Source organism: Micromonospora sp. Llam0 (genome assembly GCF_003751085.1).
In the GTDB taxonomy this organism is placed as follows: Bacteria; Actinomycetota; Actinomycetes; order Mycobacteriales; family Micromonosporaceae; genus Micromonospora_E.
On record NZ_RJJY01000001.1, the window covers coordinates 2,997,654 to 3,015,558 of the forward strand.

General features: G+C 72.1%; 14 protein-coding genes. 4 read left to right on the forward strand and 10 right to left on the reverse strand.

Annotated elements, in window-relative coordinates:
- Positions 1-3: 3 nt before the first annotated feature.
- From EDC02_RS13135 to EDC02_RS13150, 4 genes are read right to left on the reverse strand one after another with little or no spacing between them, the layout of a single operon-like run.
- Positions 4-1,506, reverse strand: a complete 1,503-nt coding sequence (locus EDC02_RS13135) for a lipid II flippase MurJ (RefSeq protein WP_123602193.1) — start codon at positions 1,504-1,506, stop codon at positions 4-6.
- Between the two features lie 18 nt (positions 1,507-1,524).
- Positions 1,525-2,565 (reverse strand): glycosyltransferase, encoded by a 1,041-nt coding sequence (locus tag EDC02_RS13140; protein ID WP_123602194.1) that lies wholly within the window; start codon positions 2,563-2,565, stop codon positions 1,525-1,527.
- Positions 2,501-3,955, reverse strand: a complete 1,455-nt coding sequence (locus EDC02_RS13145) for an O-antigen ligase (protein ID WP_123602195.1) — start codon at positions 3,953-3,955, stop codon at positions 2,501-2,503. The genes EDC02_RS13140 and EDC02_RS13145 overlap by 65 nt, the downstream gene beginning before the upstream one ends.
- Before the next feature lie 52 nt (positions 3,956-4,007).
- Entirely contained in the window at positions 4,008-5,234 is a 1,227-nt protein-coding gene (locus EDC02_RS13150; protein WP_123602196.1) for a glycosyltransferase, read from the reverse strand.
- Positions 5,235-5,343: 109 nt separating this feature from the next.
- Here EDC02_RS13150 and EDC02_RS13155 point away from each other — a divergent pair, with 109 nt between their 5' ends.
- Entirely contained in the window at positions 5,344-6,480 is a 1,137-nt protein-coding gene (locus tag EDC02_RS13155) for a hypothetical protein (RefSeq protein WP_123604749.1), read from the forward strand.
- A gap of 13 nt (positions 6,481-6,493) precedes the next feature.
- Here the strand turns inward: EDC02_RS13155 and EDC02_RS13160 are convergent, their stop codons facing one another.
- Entirely contained in the window at positions 6,494-6,703 is a 210-nt protein-coding gene (locus EDC02_RS13160; RefSeq protein ID WP_123602197.1) for a hypothetical protein, read from the reverse strand.
- A gap of 76 nt (positions 6,704-6,779) precedes the next feature.
- Here EDC02_RS13160 and EDC02_RS13165 point away from each other — a divergent pair, with 76 nt between their 5' ends.
- The 3 genes from EDC02_RS13165 (at position 6,780) to EDC02_RS13175 (ending at position 12,227) form a co-directional block, all read left to right on the forward strand.
- Positions 6,780-7,433, forward strand: a complete 654-nt coding sequence (locus tag EDC02_RS13165; RefSeq protein WP_123602198.1) for a M23 family metallopeptidase — start codon at positions 6,780-6,782, stop codon at positions 7,431-7,433.
- 131 nt (positions 7,434-7,564) lie between these two features.
- Positions 7,565-11,374 carry an endo-1,4-beta-xylanase gene (locus EDC02_RS13170; protein WP_123602199.1) on the forward strand — a complete coding sequence of 1,270 codons (3,810 nt, stop codon included), beginning with the start codon at positions 7,565-7,567 and terminating at the stop codon, positions 11,372-11,374.
- Between the two features lie 184 nt (positions 11,375-11,558).
- A complete protein-coding gene (locus EDC02_RS13175; RefSeq protein ID WP_123602200.1) occupies positions 11,559-12,227 on the forward strand; it encodes a cysteine hydrolase family protein in 669 nt (222 codons plus the stop codon).
- A gap of 40 nt (positions 12,228-12,267) precedes the next feature.
- Here EDC02_RS13175 and EDC02_RS13180 read toward each other — a convergent pair whose 3' ends face one another.
- From EDC02_RS13180 to EDC02_RS13200, 5 genes are read right to left on the reverse strand one after another with little or no spacing between them, the layout of a single operon-like run.
- Positions 12,268-13,929 (reverse strand): class I adenylate-forming enzyme family protein, encoded by a 1,662-nt coding sequence (locus EDC02_RS13180; protein WP_123602201.1) that lies wholly within the window; start codon positions 13,927-13,929, stop codon positions 12,268-12,270.
- Positions 13,926-14,831 carry a TIGR03619 family F420-dependent LLM class oxidoreductase gene (locus tag EDC02_RS13185; protein WP_123602202.1) on the reverse strand — a complete coding sequence of 302 codons (906 nt, stop codon included), beginning with the start codon at positions 14,829-14,831 and terminating at the stop codon, positions 13,926-13,928. Before EDC02_RS13185 ends, EDC02_RS13180 begins: the two co-directional genes overlap by 4 nt.
- Entirely contained in the window at positions 14,831-15,667 is an 837-nt protein-coding gene (locus EDC02_RS13190) for an enoyl-CoA hydratase (RefSeq protein ID WP_199757846.1), read from the reverse strand. Before EDC02_RS13190 ends, EDC02_RS13185 begins: the two co-directional genes overlap by 1 nt.
- Positions 15,668-15,705: 38 nt before the next feature.
- On the reverse strand, positions 15,706-16,752 hold the full coding sequence (locus EDC02_RS13195; protein ID WP_123602204.1) for an acyl-CoA dehydrogenase family protein: 1,047 nt from the start codon (positions 16,750-16,752) through the stop codon (positions 15,706-15,708).
- Between the two features lie 12 nt (positions 16,753-16,764).
- Positions 16,765-17,904 (reverse strand): acyl-CoA dehydrogenase family protein, encoded by a 1,140-nt coding sequence (locus tag EDC02_RS13200; RefSeq protein ID WP_123602205.1) that lies wholly within the window; start codon positions 17,902-17,904, stop codon positions 16,765-16,767.
- Between the last annotated feature and the right edge of the window lies 1 nt (position 17,905).

The window sequence follows — 17,905 nt, forward strand, 5'->3', positions numbered from 1 at the left end:
GCGTCAGGTCGTCCGGCCGGCGACCTTCGTCCAGAGTTCGGTGACGACGACCCGCCGCAACGACGGCACCAGCACCGTGTAGCCCGACCAGACCAGGCCGATCGCGACGCACGAGGCGGTCGTGCGGAGCAGTCCGTCACCGGCCAGCGCCCAACCGACGACAACCGTGGCAGCCACCGCCGGGGCCAGCAGTGACAGCAGCCGGACCAGTTGGCGGATCAGGTGCAGCGACAGCGCCGAGCCGAGCAGCATCACGAGGCTGGCGACCGTCGCGGCGACCCCGATCGTGACCGGACCCCAGTAGCGCCACATGACCAGGTTGACCACGGCGGCGGCACCGAAGGACAGCCCGTTGACCACCGCCACCCGTCTGTTCCTGCCCCTGGCGTTGAGCACCTTCACGAAGGTGTACCCGAGGACGTGCGCCCAGATGCCGAGGGAGAAGCCGAGCAGCATGACCGACGTCACGTCCACCGCCCGGTCGTCGAACGCACCACGGGCGTACAGCACCGAGGTGATGCCCCGGGCGTTGACCGTCAACGCGACAGACAGCGGGATCGTCACCAGCAGCACCGGGGCGATCAGCCGCTGCAGCCCCGCGACGACCTCGTCGCCACGCATCCTGGCGAAGGCGGCGAGGCTGGCCAGACCGAGCGGGGCGGCAATCAGCGCCATCAACGAGTCAACGACGAACCGGGAGTACTCGGTCGCCGCGACCACCTCGATGCCGAGCAACGAACCCACCGCCCGCTCGACGGCGATCGACCCCTGCAGCAGCACCGGAAGCAGCAGCAACGGGCGGAGCCGACGCCAGAACATGGTCAACGCCACCGCGTACTGCGCCCGCGAGGTGGGCGGCAGCGACCCGTCGCCGCCGTCGGCACGCAGATACCCCCTGCGCCGGACCCAGTACGCACCCCAGAGGAAGAGCACCACGTACGGCGCGGTGAAACCCCAGGCGAGCAGGACCACGTCGCCGGTGAGATAGGCGAGCAGCGTCGCGCCGATCAGGCCGACGCTCTGCACGCAGGCGCGCAGGTTGACCAGGCTGACGTCGTCACGGGCCAGGGCGACCAGCGCGTACAGCGCGTACAGCACGTAGAACGGCACCGAGAACGCCGCGATGGTCAGCATCGCCACGGCGAGCGTGGCGGCGGCGGCGTCGAGACCGGGTCCGAGCAGTGCGATCCACAGCTTCCGCAGCAGCAGCAACGCGACGACCAGCAGCACGGAAAGTCCACCCAGGATCGTCCGGACCGCACGGTAGAGCGCCACCGCCAGCGCCGGGCTGTCCTGCCGGTAGCGCACGTAGAGCGGCAGGAACCCAGCGGACAGCGCGTCCGCGGTGAAGAAATTGACCGGGACCATGGTCGCGGTCTGCGCGACCCGGTTCGCACCCACCGCCCGGCCGGCGCCGAACAGAGCCGCCAGCAGCACCTCGCGGACGATGCCGAGGAGCTTCCCGGCGATACCACCAAGTACGAGACGAAGAAAGATGCTAGCCACCGGTCTTCGCCAGCCCGGTCACACCAGCTCCCGGTAGAGCGACTCGAGCTTCGCGGCCTGTCTGCGCAGATCGAAGCGCTCCTCGATCAATGCCCGGCCGCCGGCACCGAGCCGCTGACACAGGTCCGGATCAGCGAGCAGCGCGACCAGGCGATCAGCGAGCGCCGCGGGGTCGCGCTCCGGTACCAGGTAGCCGGTGACGTCATCAATGACGGCCTCAGGGATACCGCCGTGCCGGGTGCCGACGACGGGTCGACCGGTGGCGGCCGCTTCCAACAGCACCATGCCGAGCCCTTCCTGGTCGCCGTTGGACGCCGTCACGCTCGGCAGGCACAGCACTCGAGACCGCGCCACCGTGGCCAGTACCTCGGCGTGTGGACGGACCCCGAGGAATCGCACCGTCTCCGCTACGCCCAGCTCCGTGGCGAGTGCACCCAACCGCCCCCGCAGCGGGCCGTCGCCAATGACGACGAGCTCCGCCGCAGGCACGGCTCGGCGCACGACGGCGAAGGCGCGCAGCAGGTCAGCGGTGCCCTTCTTCTCGACCAGCCGGGCAACGTGCACGATCCGAGGTGTCTGCGGCAGCGGCACCGGTGTGATGACGTCGGTGTCCACCCCGATCGGGAGCGTCAGGGTCCGTTCGGCCGGGTAGCCCCACTCGATCGCGCACCGCCGGATGTGCTCGGATACGCAGATGAACTTCGCACCGGTGTCGAACAGTGAGTCCCGCCGGGTCACATAGGTGATCCAGGAGGGTTTCCGCGATGCGAGGAGTTGCCTTTTGGTGACGGTCACGTCGAAGCCGTGCAGTGTCGTCACGAGCGGCACCCCGAGCGTTCGGGCCGTGGGGGCGATGTAGACGCCCTCGACGCCGAAGTGCGCGTGCAGAATCCGCACCCCACGGTTGCGCAGGGTCCGCACCAGATGGTCGGACCTACGGGTCAGCAGGTACGACAGGGCCGCCGCCCGGCCGTGGGCGGCGAGGCTGACGACGTCAGCGCCGGCCGGTGCCCGGGGCGCCGGGTCCCGGCCGACGAAGACCGGATGGTACGTGCGCATCGCCAGCGCCTGCGCCGGGATGAATGTCTCGGACGGCTGGAACAGCTGGTGGCGCACTATCCCGACGCTCGGTCTGCCGGACACGTCGGACCTCCTCGGGAAGCGGATGGACCAGGTAGCACAGGAGCAGGGCGATGACCGGGATGGTGTGGATGTCACCGAAGACGTCGGTGTTCTCCCCCATTGCCTGGATGCAGACCCAGCCGACGGCCGCGCCGGTCCAGGCCACGAACATCGCGTTGCGCGGGGAGCCAGCGGCCGCGGCCCGGGCGACGAGTCGAAATTCGACGACGAAGAATCCGATGGTCGCGGCAAGACCCGGCAGGCCGGTGGACGCCCAGGCCGCCAGCAGGATGTTGTGTGGTGGGAAGGCGTCGTCGTAGATGTCGTTGCGGCGCGCGTAGTCGGCGAAGCCTTCCAACCAGCCACCCCAGCCGAGCCCCAGCACGGGGCCGTCCCGGAACGCCGCCGCGGCGTACCCCCAGATCTCGGTCCGTTGGCCGAACGCCGTGCGGACCGCGCCGAGAAAACCGCCACCGTCACCGAGGGCCACCAGCAGCACGGCCGGCACCGCCGTGGCACCCACCGTGACCAGCAGAAGGCGGCGGGCCCGGACGGTCGTCCGGGTCTGCCAGTAGTACGCGGCGACCACGGCCAGCGGCAGCAGCGCCGCGAGCACCCAGCCCGCCTTGGAGCCGGTGAACCAGACGCCCAGGTAGGCAACGAGCCCGCAGATCAGCACGATCCGCTGCCGGGTGACCGACCAGATGGCGAACGCCGCCATCGCGCAGACGCCGAGGAACAGCCCGGCGACGTTGCCGTTGACGAACACGCCACCGGCCTTCGCCGGGTCGAGAACGTTGTTCCGGTGCACGTCGAACAGCCCGGCGACGGTGTTCTGCCCGGCGAAGTATCCGGCGACCCAGCGGAGGTAGGCGTCCTCCACATCGGGGAAGAGCTGAAAGACCGCGACCAGGACGGACTGCGCGACGACGAACGGCCACAGCAGGTAGTGGGCCCGGTAGAGCAGCCACGGATCCTCCCGGGCCGCGTTGTCCATCAGCACCAGCGTGACCAGGAACTGCACCAGCAGCATGGTCGGCAGCCGCCCGTCCCCCGGAACCGGCGACCAGGCGAACGCCGCCAACCGGGCGAGCAGCAGCACGAGCAGGCTGTACCCCAGGGCGGTACGCAACAGTCCGCCGCCGGGAGTGCTGCACGCCCGGGCGGCGACGACCGGCGCCAGCGCCAGCGCGGCGACCGTCGACAACGGGACGTCGATCGTGCCGGCCGGCAGGAGATACAGCTGCGGCACCGCGAGCGCGAAGACGATCATGACGCCGGTCCGTTGCGGTACCTGCGTAGCGGCGGCCACGATTCGGTTCAGCATTTTTCGGGCCTCGATCGGGGGGTCAGAGGAGCCGGGTAGCCGGTGAATTCGGTCATCCGGCGGCGGTCCGCCGGGCGGTGAGCAGCGCGGCCAGCAACTGACGCAGCAGCTGACCACGCTCGCCCCAGCCGTGCCGCCCGGCGCTGTCGATCCGTCCGGCGATCACCTCGTCGGTGACCGGGGTCAGCAACCGGCCCAGATGGTCGGCGAATTCGTCGTTCCCGGCGGTGACGACGTGCGGGTTCGATTCCGCCACCCGGCGCACCGACGGCAGCGGGGTGCTGAGCACCGCGAGGCCGGACGACAGATACTCGAAGCACTTCAACGGGCTGACGCCGACGGTGTACTCGTTCAGCGCGTACGGGACCAGGCCGACCGCGCAGCTGCCGGCCACCTCGGCGAGCTGCGCCGGGGTGAGCAGACCGACGTGGCGGGCACCCAGCTGTTCGAGCCGACGCAGCTCGGCGGTGAAGCTGCCGCCACCGGCTGCGAGCGGGCCGGCCAGGATCAGCTCACCGCCCAGCTCTGCGACGGTGACGGCGACCCGCTCCAGCAGCGCGACATCGAGCTTGGCCGTGGTGAGGTTGCCGGAGAAGATCGCCGCCGGTCGGCGCTCGGCCGCCGGACGGCTGCCCCGCTGGAACACCGTGCTGTCCGCGACGTTCTCCAACAGCTCGATCCGGGAGAAACCGGACGACGCCAGGTGGTCGCGTACCGCGTCACTGGTCGCGATCGCCACCACGCCGGGCCGGGCGGCGAGGTCGCGCTCGCCGTTGGTCACGGCCACCGGGTCGACGCCAGGAAACCTGGCCAGCAGGTCGACACAGTGGTAGACGACCACGTCCGCCGTGTCCTCGAGCCCGTAGGTCACCGGGGTGAACGTCCACAGCACCCGCGGCCGGTCACCGGTGAGCCAGTCCGCCGTCGCCCGGCGCAGGACGGCCCGGTTCAATGGTCGCGTCGGTGCCCGGTGCACCGGTACCACCAGCGGCGAGACGATCGTGGTGTTCGCCGGCCTCGCTCTGGCCGGCTGGCGGGTTGACGGACCGGCCGACGCGCCGAAGGCCCGCCGGACGCGGCCCACCATCCGGGCGAGGTCGGCAGGGCGCAGTGTCGGTCGACGTAGACCGAGCGACTCCACGAAGGTGACCTGCGCACCGACCGCCAACTCACGGGTGACGTAGTGCTGGTTGGTGGCGACGGCCGAATCCCATTCGGCCGTACCCAGGATCAGCACGCTGACCGCAGGTTCTGTCGCACCGCCCGGTGTACTGAGCATCGTCCATCCAACGAGTCCGCCCGGGCAGAGGAATCGGAGGAACCGACAGTTGCTCGACCCACGGGCGGCCTTCGTCGCACCACGGCCCGCCGACTGCGACAATCGCGCCATGGGTGACAGCGATGAGAGCGTTGACCGTGCCTCGGCGAGCGCGGACTTCCTGGAGTGGAGCTTCTCCCTGAGGGGAGAGAGTTCCCCGTGGTCGGTGGAGCAGAGCATGACCCAGTTGCTCGCCCACGAGAGCGCCGAAGGGATCGGCCTGCCACTCGCCGACGCCGTACAGGCCGACGCCGCGGTCATTCACGAACTGGGCCGGCGGCGGACCCCGACGGCGGTCGCCGCGCTGCGCGGCTTCCAGGCGATGAGCACCATCGACACCCAACGGGAACTCGCCCGGCTCAACGCCGACCGGCTCGTCGGGCACGGGCTACCGGAACCGCCCTGGACCGGCACCATCGGCCGGGTCGACATCGACTGCTGCCGGTGGGCGCACGACCCGTACGGCGAGACGGCGGTGCTGCTCTGCGGCTTCTCCTACGGCGGCACCGACGAACACGGCATCCTCACCGTGATCGACCAGGCGATCGGCGGTGGACGGATCCGGGAGATCCTGCTCGGCACCCGGGTCGACTCGCTACGGCAGCTGCTCGACCGGACGCACGGGGGCGAGGACGGCTTCGTGACCGAACCGCTCGATCCGGCGCTGGCCCGACGACTGCTCGAGGACGCCGTCGCCACGTCGGACGAGCTGATGGAGAACCCGGAGTACAAACTGCGGCCGATGCCCGACGCGTACCGGAAGATGCGGGCGTTGACGTTGGCCCGGGCCCGCGCGCTCAGTGACGTCGCGGCCCCGCCGGAGCCGTTTCCGACCACCGTGGAGATCGAGCTGCTGAAGCGGGCGTTCCTGGCCTCCGAGGCGGCGGCCGGGTTCCCGGCCGACGGCACCGCCAGCCGCGCGGTCGACCTGCTCGTCGAGCAGTTCGTCGAGCAGGCCGCCTGTCATCCGCTGCAGCTGGGTCCACGCCGGGTGCTCGCCGTACTCGGCCTGCCGGCGCTCGCCGCCGAAGCCGGTGCCGACCCGGTGGCCGGCCCGGTCCTGCCCGACGTCGCCGCGGCCTGGGTCGGCTGGACCGCCACCGAACGCGGGTTGAGCCCCGACGCGCGCGAGCGACTCGCGCGTACGGCGGACCAGGCTTGCGCTCAGCTGCGGTCGGCGATCGCCGGTGGTGACCCGCCGGTCTGACAAGCCAGCGCGGTCACCAGCGCTTACGCCGGTAGTGGCCGTGGTAGCCGTGGTGGCCGCTGCCGTAGTGGCCGTGGTGGCCGCCCCGGTGCCGGCGGTTGAGCCGGTGGTCGACCTCACGGAGCAGGCTGTCGACGGGCGAGCCGTTCCCCCGCCGCCGGGCGTGCCGGCTCAGCTTCGACGCGAGCATCGACAGCAGGAAACGTTTGACGAAGCGGCCCATCGTAGGTTCCTCCAGCCCTCGGGTCCCCGACGCCCGTCACGGTAGCCGGCGGTGTCCAGCCGGGCCGGTGTCTGCCATGCTCGCAAGGGTGACCACCGGGTTCCCCACCAGCCGCCACCCAGGCCAACGTCGTCACCGGACGCTGCGTACCCTGCTGATCCTCGTCGCCGTCGCGACCGTGCCGGCCGTCGTCGCACTGGGTGTGGTCGTGGTGCCGTGGCTGCGCGAGCCCGGGCCGCGGCCGCTGTTCCAGCTTCCGGTCGCCTGCGGCGAGACCTGGCAGCTGGGCACCTACCCCGGCCACGACGACTACGACGTCGACCTGTTCCCGACCGAGGGCGAACCGTGGGGTCGACCGGTGCTCGCCTCCTACGACGGCGTCGTCACCGTGGCCGGGATCAACGGCTCGGTGGGCGGCCGGAACCCGGACAACCCGGACGGACCCCGGGGCCGCGGTGGCGGCTACTGGGTGAAGATCGACCATGGCGGCCGGTGGGAGACTCAGTACCTGCATCTGCTCGAACCGCCGATGGTCCGGGAGGGTCAGCGGGTCGCGCGCGGCGAACAGATCGGGCTGCTCGGCAGCACCGGAAACTCAGGCGCGCCACACCTGCACTACGAGCAGCGGCGCGGCTGGCAGAAGGTGGAGACCTACTTCGACGGCCTGCCGTCGGGCATCACCCACGACGACTACGAGTACACCGTACGGCTGACCAGCAACAACTGTTGACCCACGCCGCTGCGCGAGCCGGAGTCTCTCGACGTTTCCGCTCCGCCCGGCTAACATTTCCGCCGTCTGGATCTGCTGGCGCGATTCACCAGGCACCGACCACACGTACGTACGTCCGTGCAGGAGCCTTCATGCGCCTCAGATACCATCCACTCCGCCCACCCGTGCGCCTGGCCGCCCTGGCCGCGTTCTGCGCGGCCGCGCTGGTGGCCACGATCGCGACCGCCCCGTCCGCGACGGCGGACACCACGGTGCTCGCCAACGACTTCGAGTCCGGCTCGTACGCACCGTGGGGCCCCCGCGGTGACGTGACATTGGCGATCGCCGACGAAGGCCGGGACAGCGCGAGCAGCCTGTCGGTCACCGGCCGTACCGCCGACTGGCAGGGCCCCGCGACCAGCGCGACCGACCTGTTCTCGCCCGGCGTCGCCTACTCGGTCACCGCCTGGGCGAAGCTGCCGGCCGGCACCGACGGCTCGGCCGGTGTCCACTTCACCGTCGCCGCCACCCCGGCCGACGGCGGCGACGACACGTACACCTGGATCGGCGACGAGGCCGAGACCACCGCCGACAGCTGGGTGCGGATCGGCGGTGCGTACACCATGCCGGCGGGCCTGACCTCGGCGACGCTGTACGTCGAAGCCGCCGGGACCACTCCCTTCCTGCTCGACGACGTTCTCGTCACCGGCCCCGACGAGACTCCCGGCGTGGTCACGGTGAGCGCGGTCGACTTCGAGGACGGCACCACCGGCACCTGGTCCGCCAGCGGCGGCCCCACCCTGACCGTCGTGGACGCCGAGGACGGCCGGGCGCTGCGGGTCAGCGACCGTGTCGAAGGGTTCGACGGGCTGCAGAGCCCGGCCGCCATCTTCACCGCCGGCGTCGCGCACACGTTCTCGGCCCGCGTCCGGCTGGCCCCGGACGGGCCGGCGTCGTCCGGATTCCGGTTCGTCATGAAGCCGGACTACGACTGGATCGGCGACACCACCGTCACCGCCGACGACTGGACCACGGTGACCGGCGAATTCACCGTGCCGGCCGACGCCGACCCGGCCACGTACCAGGTCTACCTGGAGGCCGCCGAGGCCACCGCCACGTACCTGGTCGACGACATCCTGATCACCGCGCCGGACACCGGACCGGGCGGGCCGCCGCCGGGCACCGTCGTCATCGACAGCGACTTCGAGGACGGCCTCGACGGTTGGGGGCCGCGCGACGGTGGCCCGGGGGCACCGACGGTCGAGCTGACCGACGTCGCACACGGTGGCGAATCGGCCGCGCTCGTCACCGACCGGGTCAACCAGGGTGCCGGGATCGGGCGGGACGTCACCACCGCGTTCGAGCCGGGCGTCGGCTACGAACTGTCCGGGTGGCTGCGGTTCGCGCAGGGTCAGCCGACCGACGCGATCTGGTTGAGCATCGCCACCACCACCGCCGACGGCAGCGAGTCGTTCAGCACCCTCGCCCAGTTCGACACGGTCACCGACGACGGGTGGACCGAGGTGACCGCGAGCTTCACCGCACCCACCTTCGCCAGCGCGTTCCTCTACTTCGAGACCAGCTGGCAGGGCGCGGACGTCACCGGCAACACCAGCGACTTCCTGCTCGACGACGTCGTGGTGCGGGTGCCCGAGCCACCGGTCGTCGAGGACCTCACCGGAATCCACGAGACCACCGACTTCCCGGTCGGCGTCGCGATCGACAGCCGGGAGACCACCGGCTCCGCCGCCGAGCTACTGACCCGGCACTTCACCAACATCACGCCGGAGAACCACATGAAGCCGGAGGCGTGGTACGACCCGGACCGCAACTTCCGGCCGCACGAGCAGGCGATCGCGATGATGGACTTCGCCCAGGCCAACGAGCTCGGCGTGTACGGGCACGTGCTGGTCTGGCACAGCCAGACCCCCGAGTGGATGTTCCAGGACGCCGACGGCGAGCCGCTGAGCTCGTCGGCCGCCGACCAGCAGGTGCTGCGCGACCGGCTGCGCGGGCACATCTTCGCGGTGGCCGGGTCGCTGAGCGACCGGTACGGCCGGTTCGGCTCCGACACCAACCCGCTGAACGCGTTCGACGTGGTTAACGAGGTGGTCAGCGACAGCGGCGAGTACGCCGACGGCCTGCGCCGCAGCGAGTGGTACCGGATCCTCGGCGAGGAGTTCATCGACCTGTCGTTCCAGTACGCCGACGAGGCGTTCAACGACGTGTACGCGGTGGCGGACACCGACCCGGTCACCCTGTACATCAACGACTACAACACCGAGCAGAGCGGCAAGCAGACGCGCTACCACGCGCTCGTGCAGCGGCTGCTCGACCGAGGCGTGCCGCTGGACGGGGTGGGACACCAGTTCCACGTGTCACTGTCGACACCGGTCGGCAGCCTCGAAACCACGCTGGAGAGGTTCGCCGGCCTGCCGGTGGTCCAGGCGGTCACCGAGCTCGACGTCACCATCGGGACCCCGGTGACCCAGGCCAACCTGATCGAGCAGGGCTACTTCCTGCGGGACGCGTTCCGGATCTTCCGGGCGTACACCGAGAAGCTGGCCGTGGTCACCGTGTGGGGGCTGACCGACGGCCGGTCGTGGCGCGCCGACAACGGCGCCCCGCTGCTGTTCGACGACGGATTCCAGGCCAAGCCGGCGTACTATGGCGCGGTCGACGCCCAGCTGCCGGCCCGGTTGCGCACCGCGAACGTCTTCGCCGGCGAGGTCGCGTTGTCCGCCGGGGCCACCTCGGACCTCACCTGGCGCACGCTGCCCCTGCATCAGGTGGAGGAGACGGCGGGGTTCCAGCTGCGTTGGTCGGCGGACCGGCTGACCGCGTACGTCTCGGTCACCGACGCTGACCCGTCGTCGGACGACCGGGTGAAGTTCGTACTCGACGGCGAGACGTACCCGGTGGCCCGGGACGGATCGGGCGACGTACCGGCGGTGGCGACCGAGCGGGACGGCGGCTACGCCGTCGTCGCGCAGCTGCCGCTGACCGACCCGGCCGAAGGCGGCACCGTCTCCTTCGACCTGCGGGTCACCGACGACGACACCACGACCGGCTGGGCCACGGCCGACACCGTCGGTACCCTCACCCTGGTCGAGGAGCTGTCCTACCTGGAGGTGGTACGGACGCCGAGCGCACCGGTCATCGACGGTACGGTCGACGCGGGCTGGTCGCACGCGACCGAGGTCACCACCGCCAAGCAGGTGTCCGGCACCGACGGGGCGGTGGCCACCGTCCGGACCCTGTGGCAGGACCAGACGTTGTACGTGCTGGCCGAGGTGGCCGATCCGGTGGTCGACGTCACCGGCTCCGATCCGTGGACGCAGGACTCGGTGGAGATCTACGTCGACGCCGGCAACGCGAAGAACGGCCCCTACCGTTACGACGACACGCAGATCCGGATCAACGCCGACAACGTCGTCTCGTTCGGCACCGGTGACGAGGCGTTCCAGGCCGGCCGGTTGACCAGCGCGGTGGAGCGCACCGACACGGGCTACACCGTCGAGGCGGCGATCAGTCTGCTCGAGTACGGCGGTCCGGGCACCTTCCACGGGCTGGACTTCCAGGTCAACGACGCCGCCGACGGTGCCCGTACGGCGATCCGCAACTGGGCCGAGCCCGACGGCGTCGGCTACCAGACGACCGCGCGGTGGGGGGTCGGCCGGCTGGTCGACGGCACCAACGTCGACGTGACGTTCGAGCCGATCACGCAGTGGGACTCGGACAGCGGCGGCGGGTACTGCACGGAGATCGTCGCCAGCAACGCCACCGATCAGCCGGTCGACTGGCGGGCGGCGGTCGAGCTGCCCGGCGACATCTACACGGCGTGGAATTTCGAGCGGGAGTCGTTCGGTGACGGGACCTGGCGGATCACCGGCGTGGACTGGAACCGGACGTTGAAGGCGGGTGCCCGGACGTTCAGCGTCGGTTACTGCGCCACCTGGTGACCGCCGCCCGGGGGTGCGTCGACGGGTCGTCGGCGCACCCCCGGGTGCCACCGGCGGGCGGGGTGCCGGGCCGGGGCATTGCCCGGTCGACCGGACCGGGCATACCATCAGGTCAACCAAGCATTTGCTTGACAGGTGTCCGGGTCCCGGGCGCCACCCGCCCCGCCGACCCCCGGGAGCTCCGATGGCCCGCAGCTACCTCGGTCACGTCCTGCCCGACCGCCTCGACCTCAAGATCGAACCGACCCGTACGGCACTGCTCGTCGTGGACATGCAGAACGACTTCGTGCACGACGACGGATACTGTGCGAAGGCCTTCGGCACGGCGATGGTGGCCGGCTTCCAGAGCGTGGTCGCGCCGATCGCCCGGCTCGTCGCCGCCGCCCGCGCGGCCGGCGTCGCGGTGCTCTACTGCCGGGTGGTGCAGCATCCCGACGGGTCCCTGGCCTCACCGGTCTGGCTCGCCGACAACCTGCGGCACGGCTTCGAACCGCTGCACTGCATGCGGGGCACCTGGGGTTGGGAGATCGTGGACGAGCTCGCCCCGCAGCCGGGCGACGTGGTGTTCGAGAAGCTGCGGCGCAGCGCGTTCGTCGGCACCCAACTGGAGAACCTGCTCCGCAGCCGGGACATCCGCAGCCTGGTGGTGACCGGTGTCGCCGGCACCGGATGTGTCGAGTCCACCGTCCGCGACGCGATCGAACGGGACTACTTCACCGTCGTGCCGGCCGACTGTATCGCCAACAACAACGCCGAGCTCACCGCCGCCTGCGAACCGGCGTTCCGGGCGCTGCTCGCCCCGGAGGACTGGACCACCAGCGATCAGGTCGTCGCGGTCTGGTCCGGCTCCTGACCCCGCCGTACGGGACCGTCGTCGACCTCGCACCGGCCGGTCAGCCGAATCGGTTCGCGGCATCGGCCCGCAACCGGGCCTTGTCCGCCTTGCCGCCCGCGCTCAGCGGCAGCTCGGCCAGGGTGACCAGCCGTTCCGGCCACTCGTACTTGGAGACTCCCCGGGCGGCCAGCTCGGCCCGCAGCTCGTCGAGGGTCAACTCGGCTCCGTCGGTGGTCACCACGTACGCGCAGGCCCGCTCGCCGAGCACCTCGTCGGCGGCCGGCACCACCGCCACCTGGGCGACCCGCCCACAGCCGCCGACCGCCTCCTCGACGGCCAGCACGCTGATGTTGTGTCCACCCCGGATGATGAAGTCCGCCACCCGGCCGGTGACCGTCAGGTAGCCGGCCGGGTCGATCCGCACCAGGTCACCGGTGAGCATCCAGCCCTGCGGGTTGACCAGTTGCCGGTTGGCGTCCGGGTCGTCGTAGTAGCCCGGGGTCAGCCCGGGCCCCCGGGCGGCGCACTGCCCAGGCCCGCCGGACGCGGTCACGTCGGCACCGTCGGCGTCGAACAGCCGCACCCGCATCTGCGGGATCACCCGGCCGGCGGTGCCCAGCCGATGCTCCCGGGAGTCGTCGACCCGGGTCACACTGATCGGTCCGGCCTCGTTGGAGCCGTAGAACTGCAGTACGGCGCAGCCGGTCTCCTCCTCGAACCGCGCCGCCCGCTGCGCCGGCACCCGCTCCCCGCCGGTGAACAGCACCCGCAGCGACGACACGTTCCGCCCGGCGTACCCACCGGCGTTGAGCATCATCACGAACTGGCTGGTCACGGCGGCGAGCACGGTGACCCGGTGCCGTTCGATCAGCTGCCAGGTCTGCTCCGCGTCGAACTCCTCGGCCAGCACCGTCGGGTAGCCGTACATGGTCGGCACCACGTGCCCGCTCCACTGCCCGAAGCCGTACGGGGCGGGCAGCACACTGGCGAACACCTCATCCGGGCCGAACCGGGCGGCCTCGGCCGCGAGCGGCCCGAAGTACTTGCGGGTGTTCATCGTCTGCATCACGCACTTGGGCAGGCCGGTCGTGCCCGACGTGGAGTTGAGGAAGAACAGGTCGTTGGCGCCGAGGCCGCGGCCGGCGAGGGCCGCGGTCGCCGTGGCTACGTCGGGCAGCGGGAGCCGCTCACCGTCGCGCAACAGGCTGACCTCGCCGGCCGCAGTGAGCTGCACGGTCAGGTGCGCCGGCGGGTCGGCGGGGGGTTCAGGTTCACCGGCGCGCAGCTCGGCGGCCAAGTCGGCGGCGGCGCGGCCCCGGTGCACCGGCCGGGTGAGCAGCGCGGTCGCGCGGGTACGCCGGATGAGGTGCCGTACCTCGGCCGCGCCGGCCCGGGGGCCGATGCCGACCGTCACCAGGCCGGCCTTCTGCGCCGCCAGGTAGGCGACGTGCACCAGCGCGCCGTTGGTGAGCAGAGTGGCGATCCGCTCCCCCGGCCGCAGGCCGGCCAGCGCGTAGCCGCCGGCCAGCCGGGTGCTCAGCGTGTCGTACGCCGACCAGCTCAGGGTGGCGTCGGTGGCGAAGAACGCCGGGTCGTCGGGGCGGGCGGCGGCGTGCCGGGCGACCATCGACGCGATGGTGTCGTCGTCCCAGTGCCCGGCCCGGGTGTACTCGTCGATGGTCGCCCGGTCGAAGACGGCCGGTCCGGTGGCTGCGGTCATGCGCTTTCTCCTGCGGGGTAACCGGTCGATGCCGGGTCGGGCCACAGCGGCGCGAGCCGCTCGGCGACGGAGTCGAGGGCGGCCAGCCGGTCCGCCCGGGTGGCCGCCGGTGGCAGCCGGGTGAACGGCGCGACGACCAGGTGGTCCAGACCGGCGTCGCGGTACGCCTCGACGGCGGCGACGCTGATCTCGCCGGAGAGTCGGACGTGATAGGTGAAGTCGTCGTCGGCCCGGCCGAGCTGCTCCCGCAGCGCGGTGATCCGAGCGCACAGCCGGGCGGAGGTGGCCAGGTCGACATCCGGACCGAACCAGCCGGCGCCGTGCCGGGCCGCCCGCCGCAGCGCGGCCCGGCTGTGCCCGCCGACCACCACCGGCACCGGCGGTTGCGGCGCGGCACCGAAGTGTACGGTCGGGAAGTCGAAGAACCGTCCGTGGTGGGCGACCGGCCGGCCGGACCAGAGCAGGTCGAGCACCCGCAGCATCTCGTCGGTACGGGCACCCCGGGTGCCGAAGTCGGTGCCGAGCGCGGCGAACTCCTCGGCCATCCAGCCGACCCCGACGCCGAGCACCGCCCGGCCGGCGGACAACTGCTGCAGGCTGGCCCAGGCACGGGCGATGTGGAACGGGTCTCGCAGCGGGGCGATCAGCACGCCGGTGCCGAGCCGGATCCGGGTGGTCCGGGCGGCCAGGTGACCGAGCGTGACGGTCACGTCGGCCAACGGGGTACTCGGCCGGATGCCGGGGTCGCCGGAGGACCGGTACGGGTAGGTCGGTGCGTACCGGGCCGGGGTGATCACGTGGTCGGCCAGCCAGACGGTGTGGAAGCCGAGCCGCTCGGCGTGCACCGCGAGCGGCGCGTACTCGGCGGCCGGCAGACCGAACAGCTGCAGGTCGAACCGCATCAGCCGGCACCGTCCGTCGGCTCGCGCATGCTGCGGGCGTCGTGGCCGGCCAGCGGATCGTCGCCCACCTCCGCGTTGTGCGCGTGCGCCACGTGGTGCAGACCGAACACCGAGTCCATCCCGGCGCGCAGACCCATCAGGTCCTCGGCCTGGTTGACCGCCTTCTTGGTCAGCGCCAGGCCGAGCCGGGGCATGGTCGCGATCCGGCCGGCCAGCTCCATCGTGTACGGCTGCAGCTCGGCCCGGGGCACCACCCGGTTGACCATGCCGAGGGCCAGCGCCCGGTCCGCGTCGACCCGTTCGCCGAGGAAGAGGAACTCCTTGGCGAACCGGGGGCCCATCACCCACGGGTGGGCGAAGTACTCGACGCCGGGGATGCCCATCCGCACGACCGGGTCGGCGAACCGGGCGTCGTCGGCGGCGACGATCAGGTCACAGCACCAGGCGAGCATCAGCCCGCCGGCGACGCAGGCGCCCTGCACCATGGCGATGGTCGGCTTGGGCAGTTCCCGCCAGCGCCGGCACATGCCGAGGTAGACCTCGGACTCGCGGGCGAACCGGCTCTCCGCGCCGGCCTTGCCGACGTGGTCCCACCACAGCCCGGCCCGGCGCGGGAAGCTGCGGTCGGCGTCGCGCCCCGGGGTGCCGATGTCGTGCCCGGCGGAGAAGTGCTTGCCGGCACCGGCGAGCACCACCACCCGTACGTCGTCGTCGGCGGCGGCCCGGGAGAACGCGTCGTCGAGGGCGTAGGTCATCGCGGAGTTCTGCGCGTTGGCGTACCGGGGGCGGTTCATGGTGACCACCGCCACCGGCCCGTCGGTGGCGTACCGGACCACCGTCTCGTCGTGGGCCGTAGCGTCGTCGGCGGCGTCGGTCACGGTCGTCCTCCTTGCTCGGCGGTGGCGGCGGGCAGTCCGATCGCGGTGCCGAGCCGGTCGAGGTGGTGGTCGGTGCCGGCGGCCGCAGCTACGATCGCCCACACCCGCTTGGCGTACAGGTGCAGGTCGTACTCGGTCGTGTAGCCGATCGCGCCGTGGCACTGCAGCGCGGCGCGCGCGGTGCGCTCGGCGGCGTCGGCGGCGAGCAGGTAGCCGGCCGAGACGTCGGCCGGGCGGCTGTCGGCGCCGGTGGCGGCCGCCCAGCTGGCGGCGAGCACCGCCGGGGCCGCCAGTTCCAGCCCGAGCAGGGCATCGGCGAGCTGATGCTGCACCGCCTGGAAGCTGCCGACCGGGGCGCCGAACTGGCGGCGGGTGCCGACGTGCGCGACGGTGAGGTCGAGCATCCGGCGGCCGAGCCCGACCAGCTGGGCCGACGCGGCCAGGGTGGCCCGGTCGGCGGTCAGCGCCAGCAGGTGGGCCGGCACGTCGAGCCGGGTGCCGGCCGACGGCCCGATGACGGGGTCCCCGGTGAGCCGCAGCGCGGCCCGGCTGCCGTCCATTGTCGGTACCGGCGTGGTCGCGACCTCGTCCGGCCGGACCAGTCGGGCTCCGTCCGGCGGGGTCAGGATCAGCAGCAGGTCGGCCCGCTGCCCGTACGGGACGAGGCCGCCCGGCCCGGCGACGGCGATCCGGCAGCGGCCCTCGACGAGCGCGGCGAGCTGCCCGCCGGGGTCGCCGGCGGCGGCCAGCAGCGGGCCGGCGACGGCGGCGGTCTCGGCCACCGGCAGCGGCACCGCCGCGTACCCGGCGGCGGTGAGCGGTGGCACCAGGTCCACCTCGGTCAGTCCGAGTCCGCCGGCGGACTCGGGCACCGCTGCGGCGAGCAGGCCCATTTCGGCGAGCGCGGTCCACAGCCGGTCCAGCGGCGCGGGGTCGCCACCGGGCCAGCCGGCACGGACCACCGCCGGCGGGCATTCGGCGGTGAGCAGGTCGTCGACCGCGTCGCGCAGCGTGGCCTGCTCGTCGGTGAGGGCGAACCACATGCCGTCTCCTCCTCAGCGTCGGGGCAGGCCGAGCAGCCGCTCGGCGACGATGCCGCGTTGGATCTCGTTGGTGCCGGCGTAGATCGGGCCGGCCAGGGAGAACTGGAAGCCACGGGTCCACTCGGCGTCGACCTCGGCGTCCGGCCCGAGCAGTTCGAGGGCGGTGCGGTGCAGCGCGATGTCCAGCTCGGACCAGTGGATCTTGTTGAGGCTGGCCGCCGCGCCCGGCGGGTCGCCGTCGAGCATCCGGGTCACCTGGGCCAGGGTGAACAGGTGATAGGCGCGGGCACCGAGCCAGGCCCGGACCACCTGCTCGCGCAGCCGGCCGGTGAGCCGGTCCGGACGGTCGCCGGCCAGCTGGACCAGCCGGGCGGCGGCCGCGGTGAACCGGCCCGGCGGGCGCAGGGTGAGGCCCCGCTCGGAGCCGGTGGTGGCCATCGCCACCCGCCAGCCGGCCCCGACCTCGCCGATCACGTCGGCGTCGGGCACGAACACGTCGTCGAGGTAGACGTCGGCGAACCCTTCGTCGCCGTCGAACCGGCCGAACCCCCGCACGGTCACCCCGGGGGCGTCCAGCGGCACCAGGAAGTAGGTCAACCCCCGGTGTCGCTGCTGCTGCGGGTCGGTTCGGAACAGACCGAACAGGTGGGTGCAGAACGCGCCCCGGGTGGTCCACGTCTTGTGCCCGGTCAGCCGCCACCCGCCGGCCGCGTCGTCGCGGACCGCCCGGCTGGTCAACGCGGCCAGGTCGCTGCCGGCGCCCGGCTCGGACCAGCCCTGGCACCACAGTTGGCGGGCGGCTGCCATCGCCGGGAGGATCCGGTCCCGCTGCTCGTCGGTGCCGAACTCGAACAGCGTCGGCGCGAGCAGGAAGATGCCGTTCTGGGTGACCCGCTGCGGCGCACCGGCGGCGGCGTACTCCTCCTCGAAGATCAGCCACTGCCAGAGCGAGGCGTCCCGGCCGCCATAGCGGCGCGGCCAGGAGACCACCGACCAGCCGCCGTCGTGCAGCGTGCGCTCCCACTCCAGGTGGGCGGCGAAGCCGGCGCGGGTGTCGCCGGAGGGCAGCGGGCGGGACGGCCGGTGGGCGCGCAGCCAGTCGCGGGCCTCGGCGCGGAACTGTTCGTCGGCGGGGTCCGGACGCAGGTCCATC

What these genes read in the sequence shown, in the direction of transcription:
- EDC02_RS13140 (WP_123602194.1), bottom strand. Translation starts at nt 2,565, where the DNA reads ATGCGCACGTACCATCCGGTCTTCGTCGGCCGGGACCCGGCGCCCCGG.
- EDC02_RS13145 (WP_123602195.1), bottom strand. Translation starts at nt 3,955, where the DNA reads ATGCTGAACCGAATCGTGGCCGCCGCTACGCAGGTACCGCAACGGACC.
- EDC02_RS13150 (WP_123602196.1), bottom strand. Translation starts at nt 5,234, where the DNA reads ATGCTCAGTACACCGGGCGGTGCGACAGAACCTGCGGTCAGCGTGCTG.
- EDC02_RS13155 (WP_123604749.1), top strand. Translation starts at nt 5,344, where the DNA reads ATGGGTGACAGCGATGAGAGCGTTGACCGTGCCTCGGCGAGCGCGGAC.
- EDC02_RS13160 (WP_123602197.1), bottom strand. Translation starts at nt 6,703, where the DNA reads ATGGGCCGCTTCGTCAAACGTTTCCTGCTGTCGATGCTCGCGTCGAAG.
- EDC02_RS13165 (WP_123602198.1), top strand. Translation starts at nt 6,780, where the DNA reads ATGCTCGCAAGGGTGACCACCGGGTTCCCCACCAGCCGCCACCCAGGC.
- EDC02_RS13170 (WP_123602199.1), top strand. Translation starts at nt 7,565, where the DNA reads ATGCGCCTCAGATACCATCCACTCCGCCCACCCGTGCGCCTGGCCGCC.
- EDC02_RS13175 (WP_123602200.1), top strand. Translation starts at nt 11,559, where the DNA reads ATGGCCCGCAGCTACCTCGGTCACGTCCTGCCCGACCGCCTCGACCTC.
- EDC02_RS13180 (WP_123602201.1), bottom strand. Translation starts at nt 13,929, where the DNA reads ATGACCGCAGCCACCGGACCGGCCGTCTTCGACCGGGCGACCATCGAC.
- EDC02_RS13185 (WP_123602202.1), bottom strand. Translation starts at nt 14,831, where the DNA reads ATGCGGTTCGACCTGCAGCTGTTCGGTCTGCCGGCCGCCGAGTACGCG.
- EDC02_RS13195 (WP_123602204.1), bottom strand. Translation starts at nt 16,752, where the DNA reads ATGTGGTTCGCCCTCACCGACGAGCAGGCCACGCTGCGCGACGCGGTC.
- EDC02_RS13200 (WP_123602205.1), bottom strand. Translation starts at nt 17,904, where the DNA reads ATGGACCTGCGTCCGGACCCCGCCGACGAACAGTTCCGCGCCGAGGCC.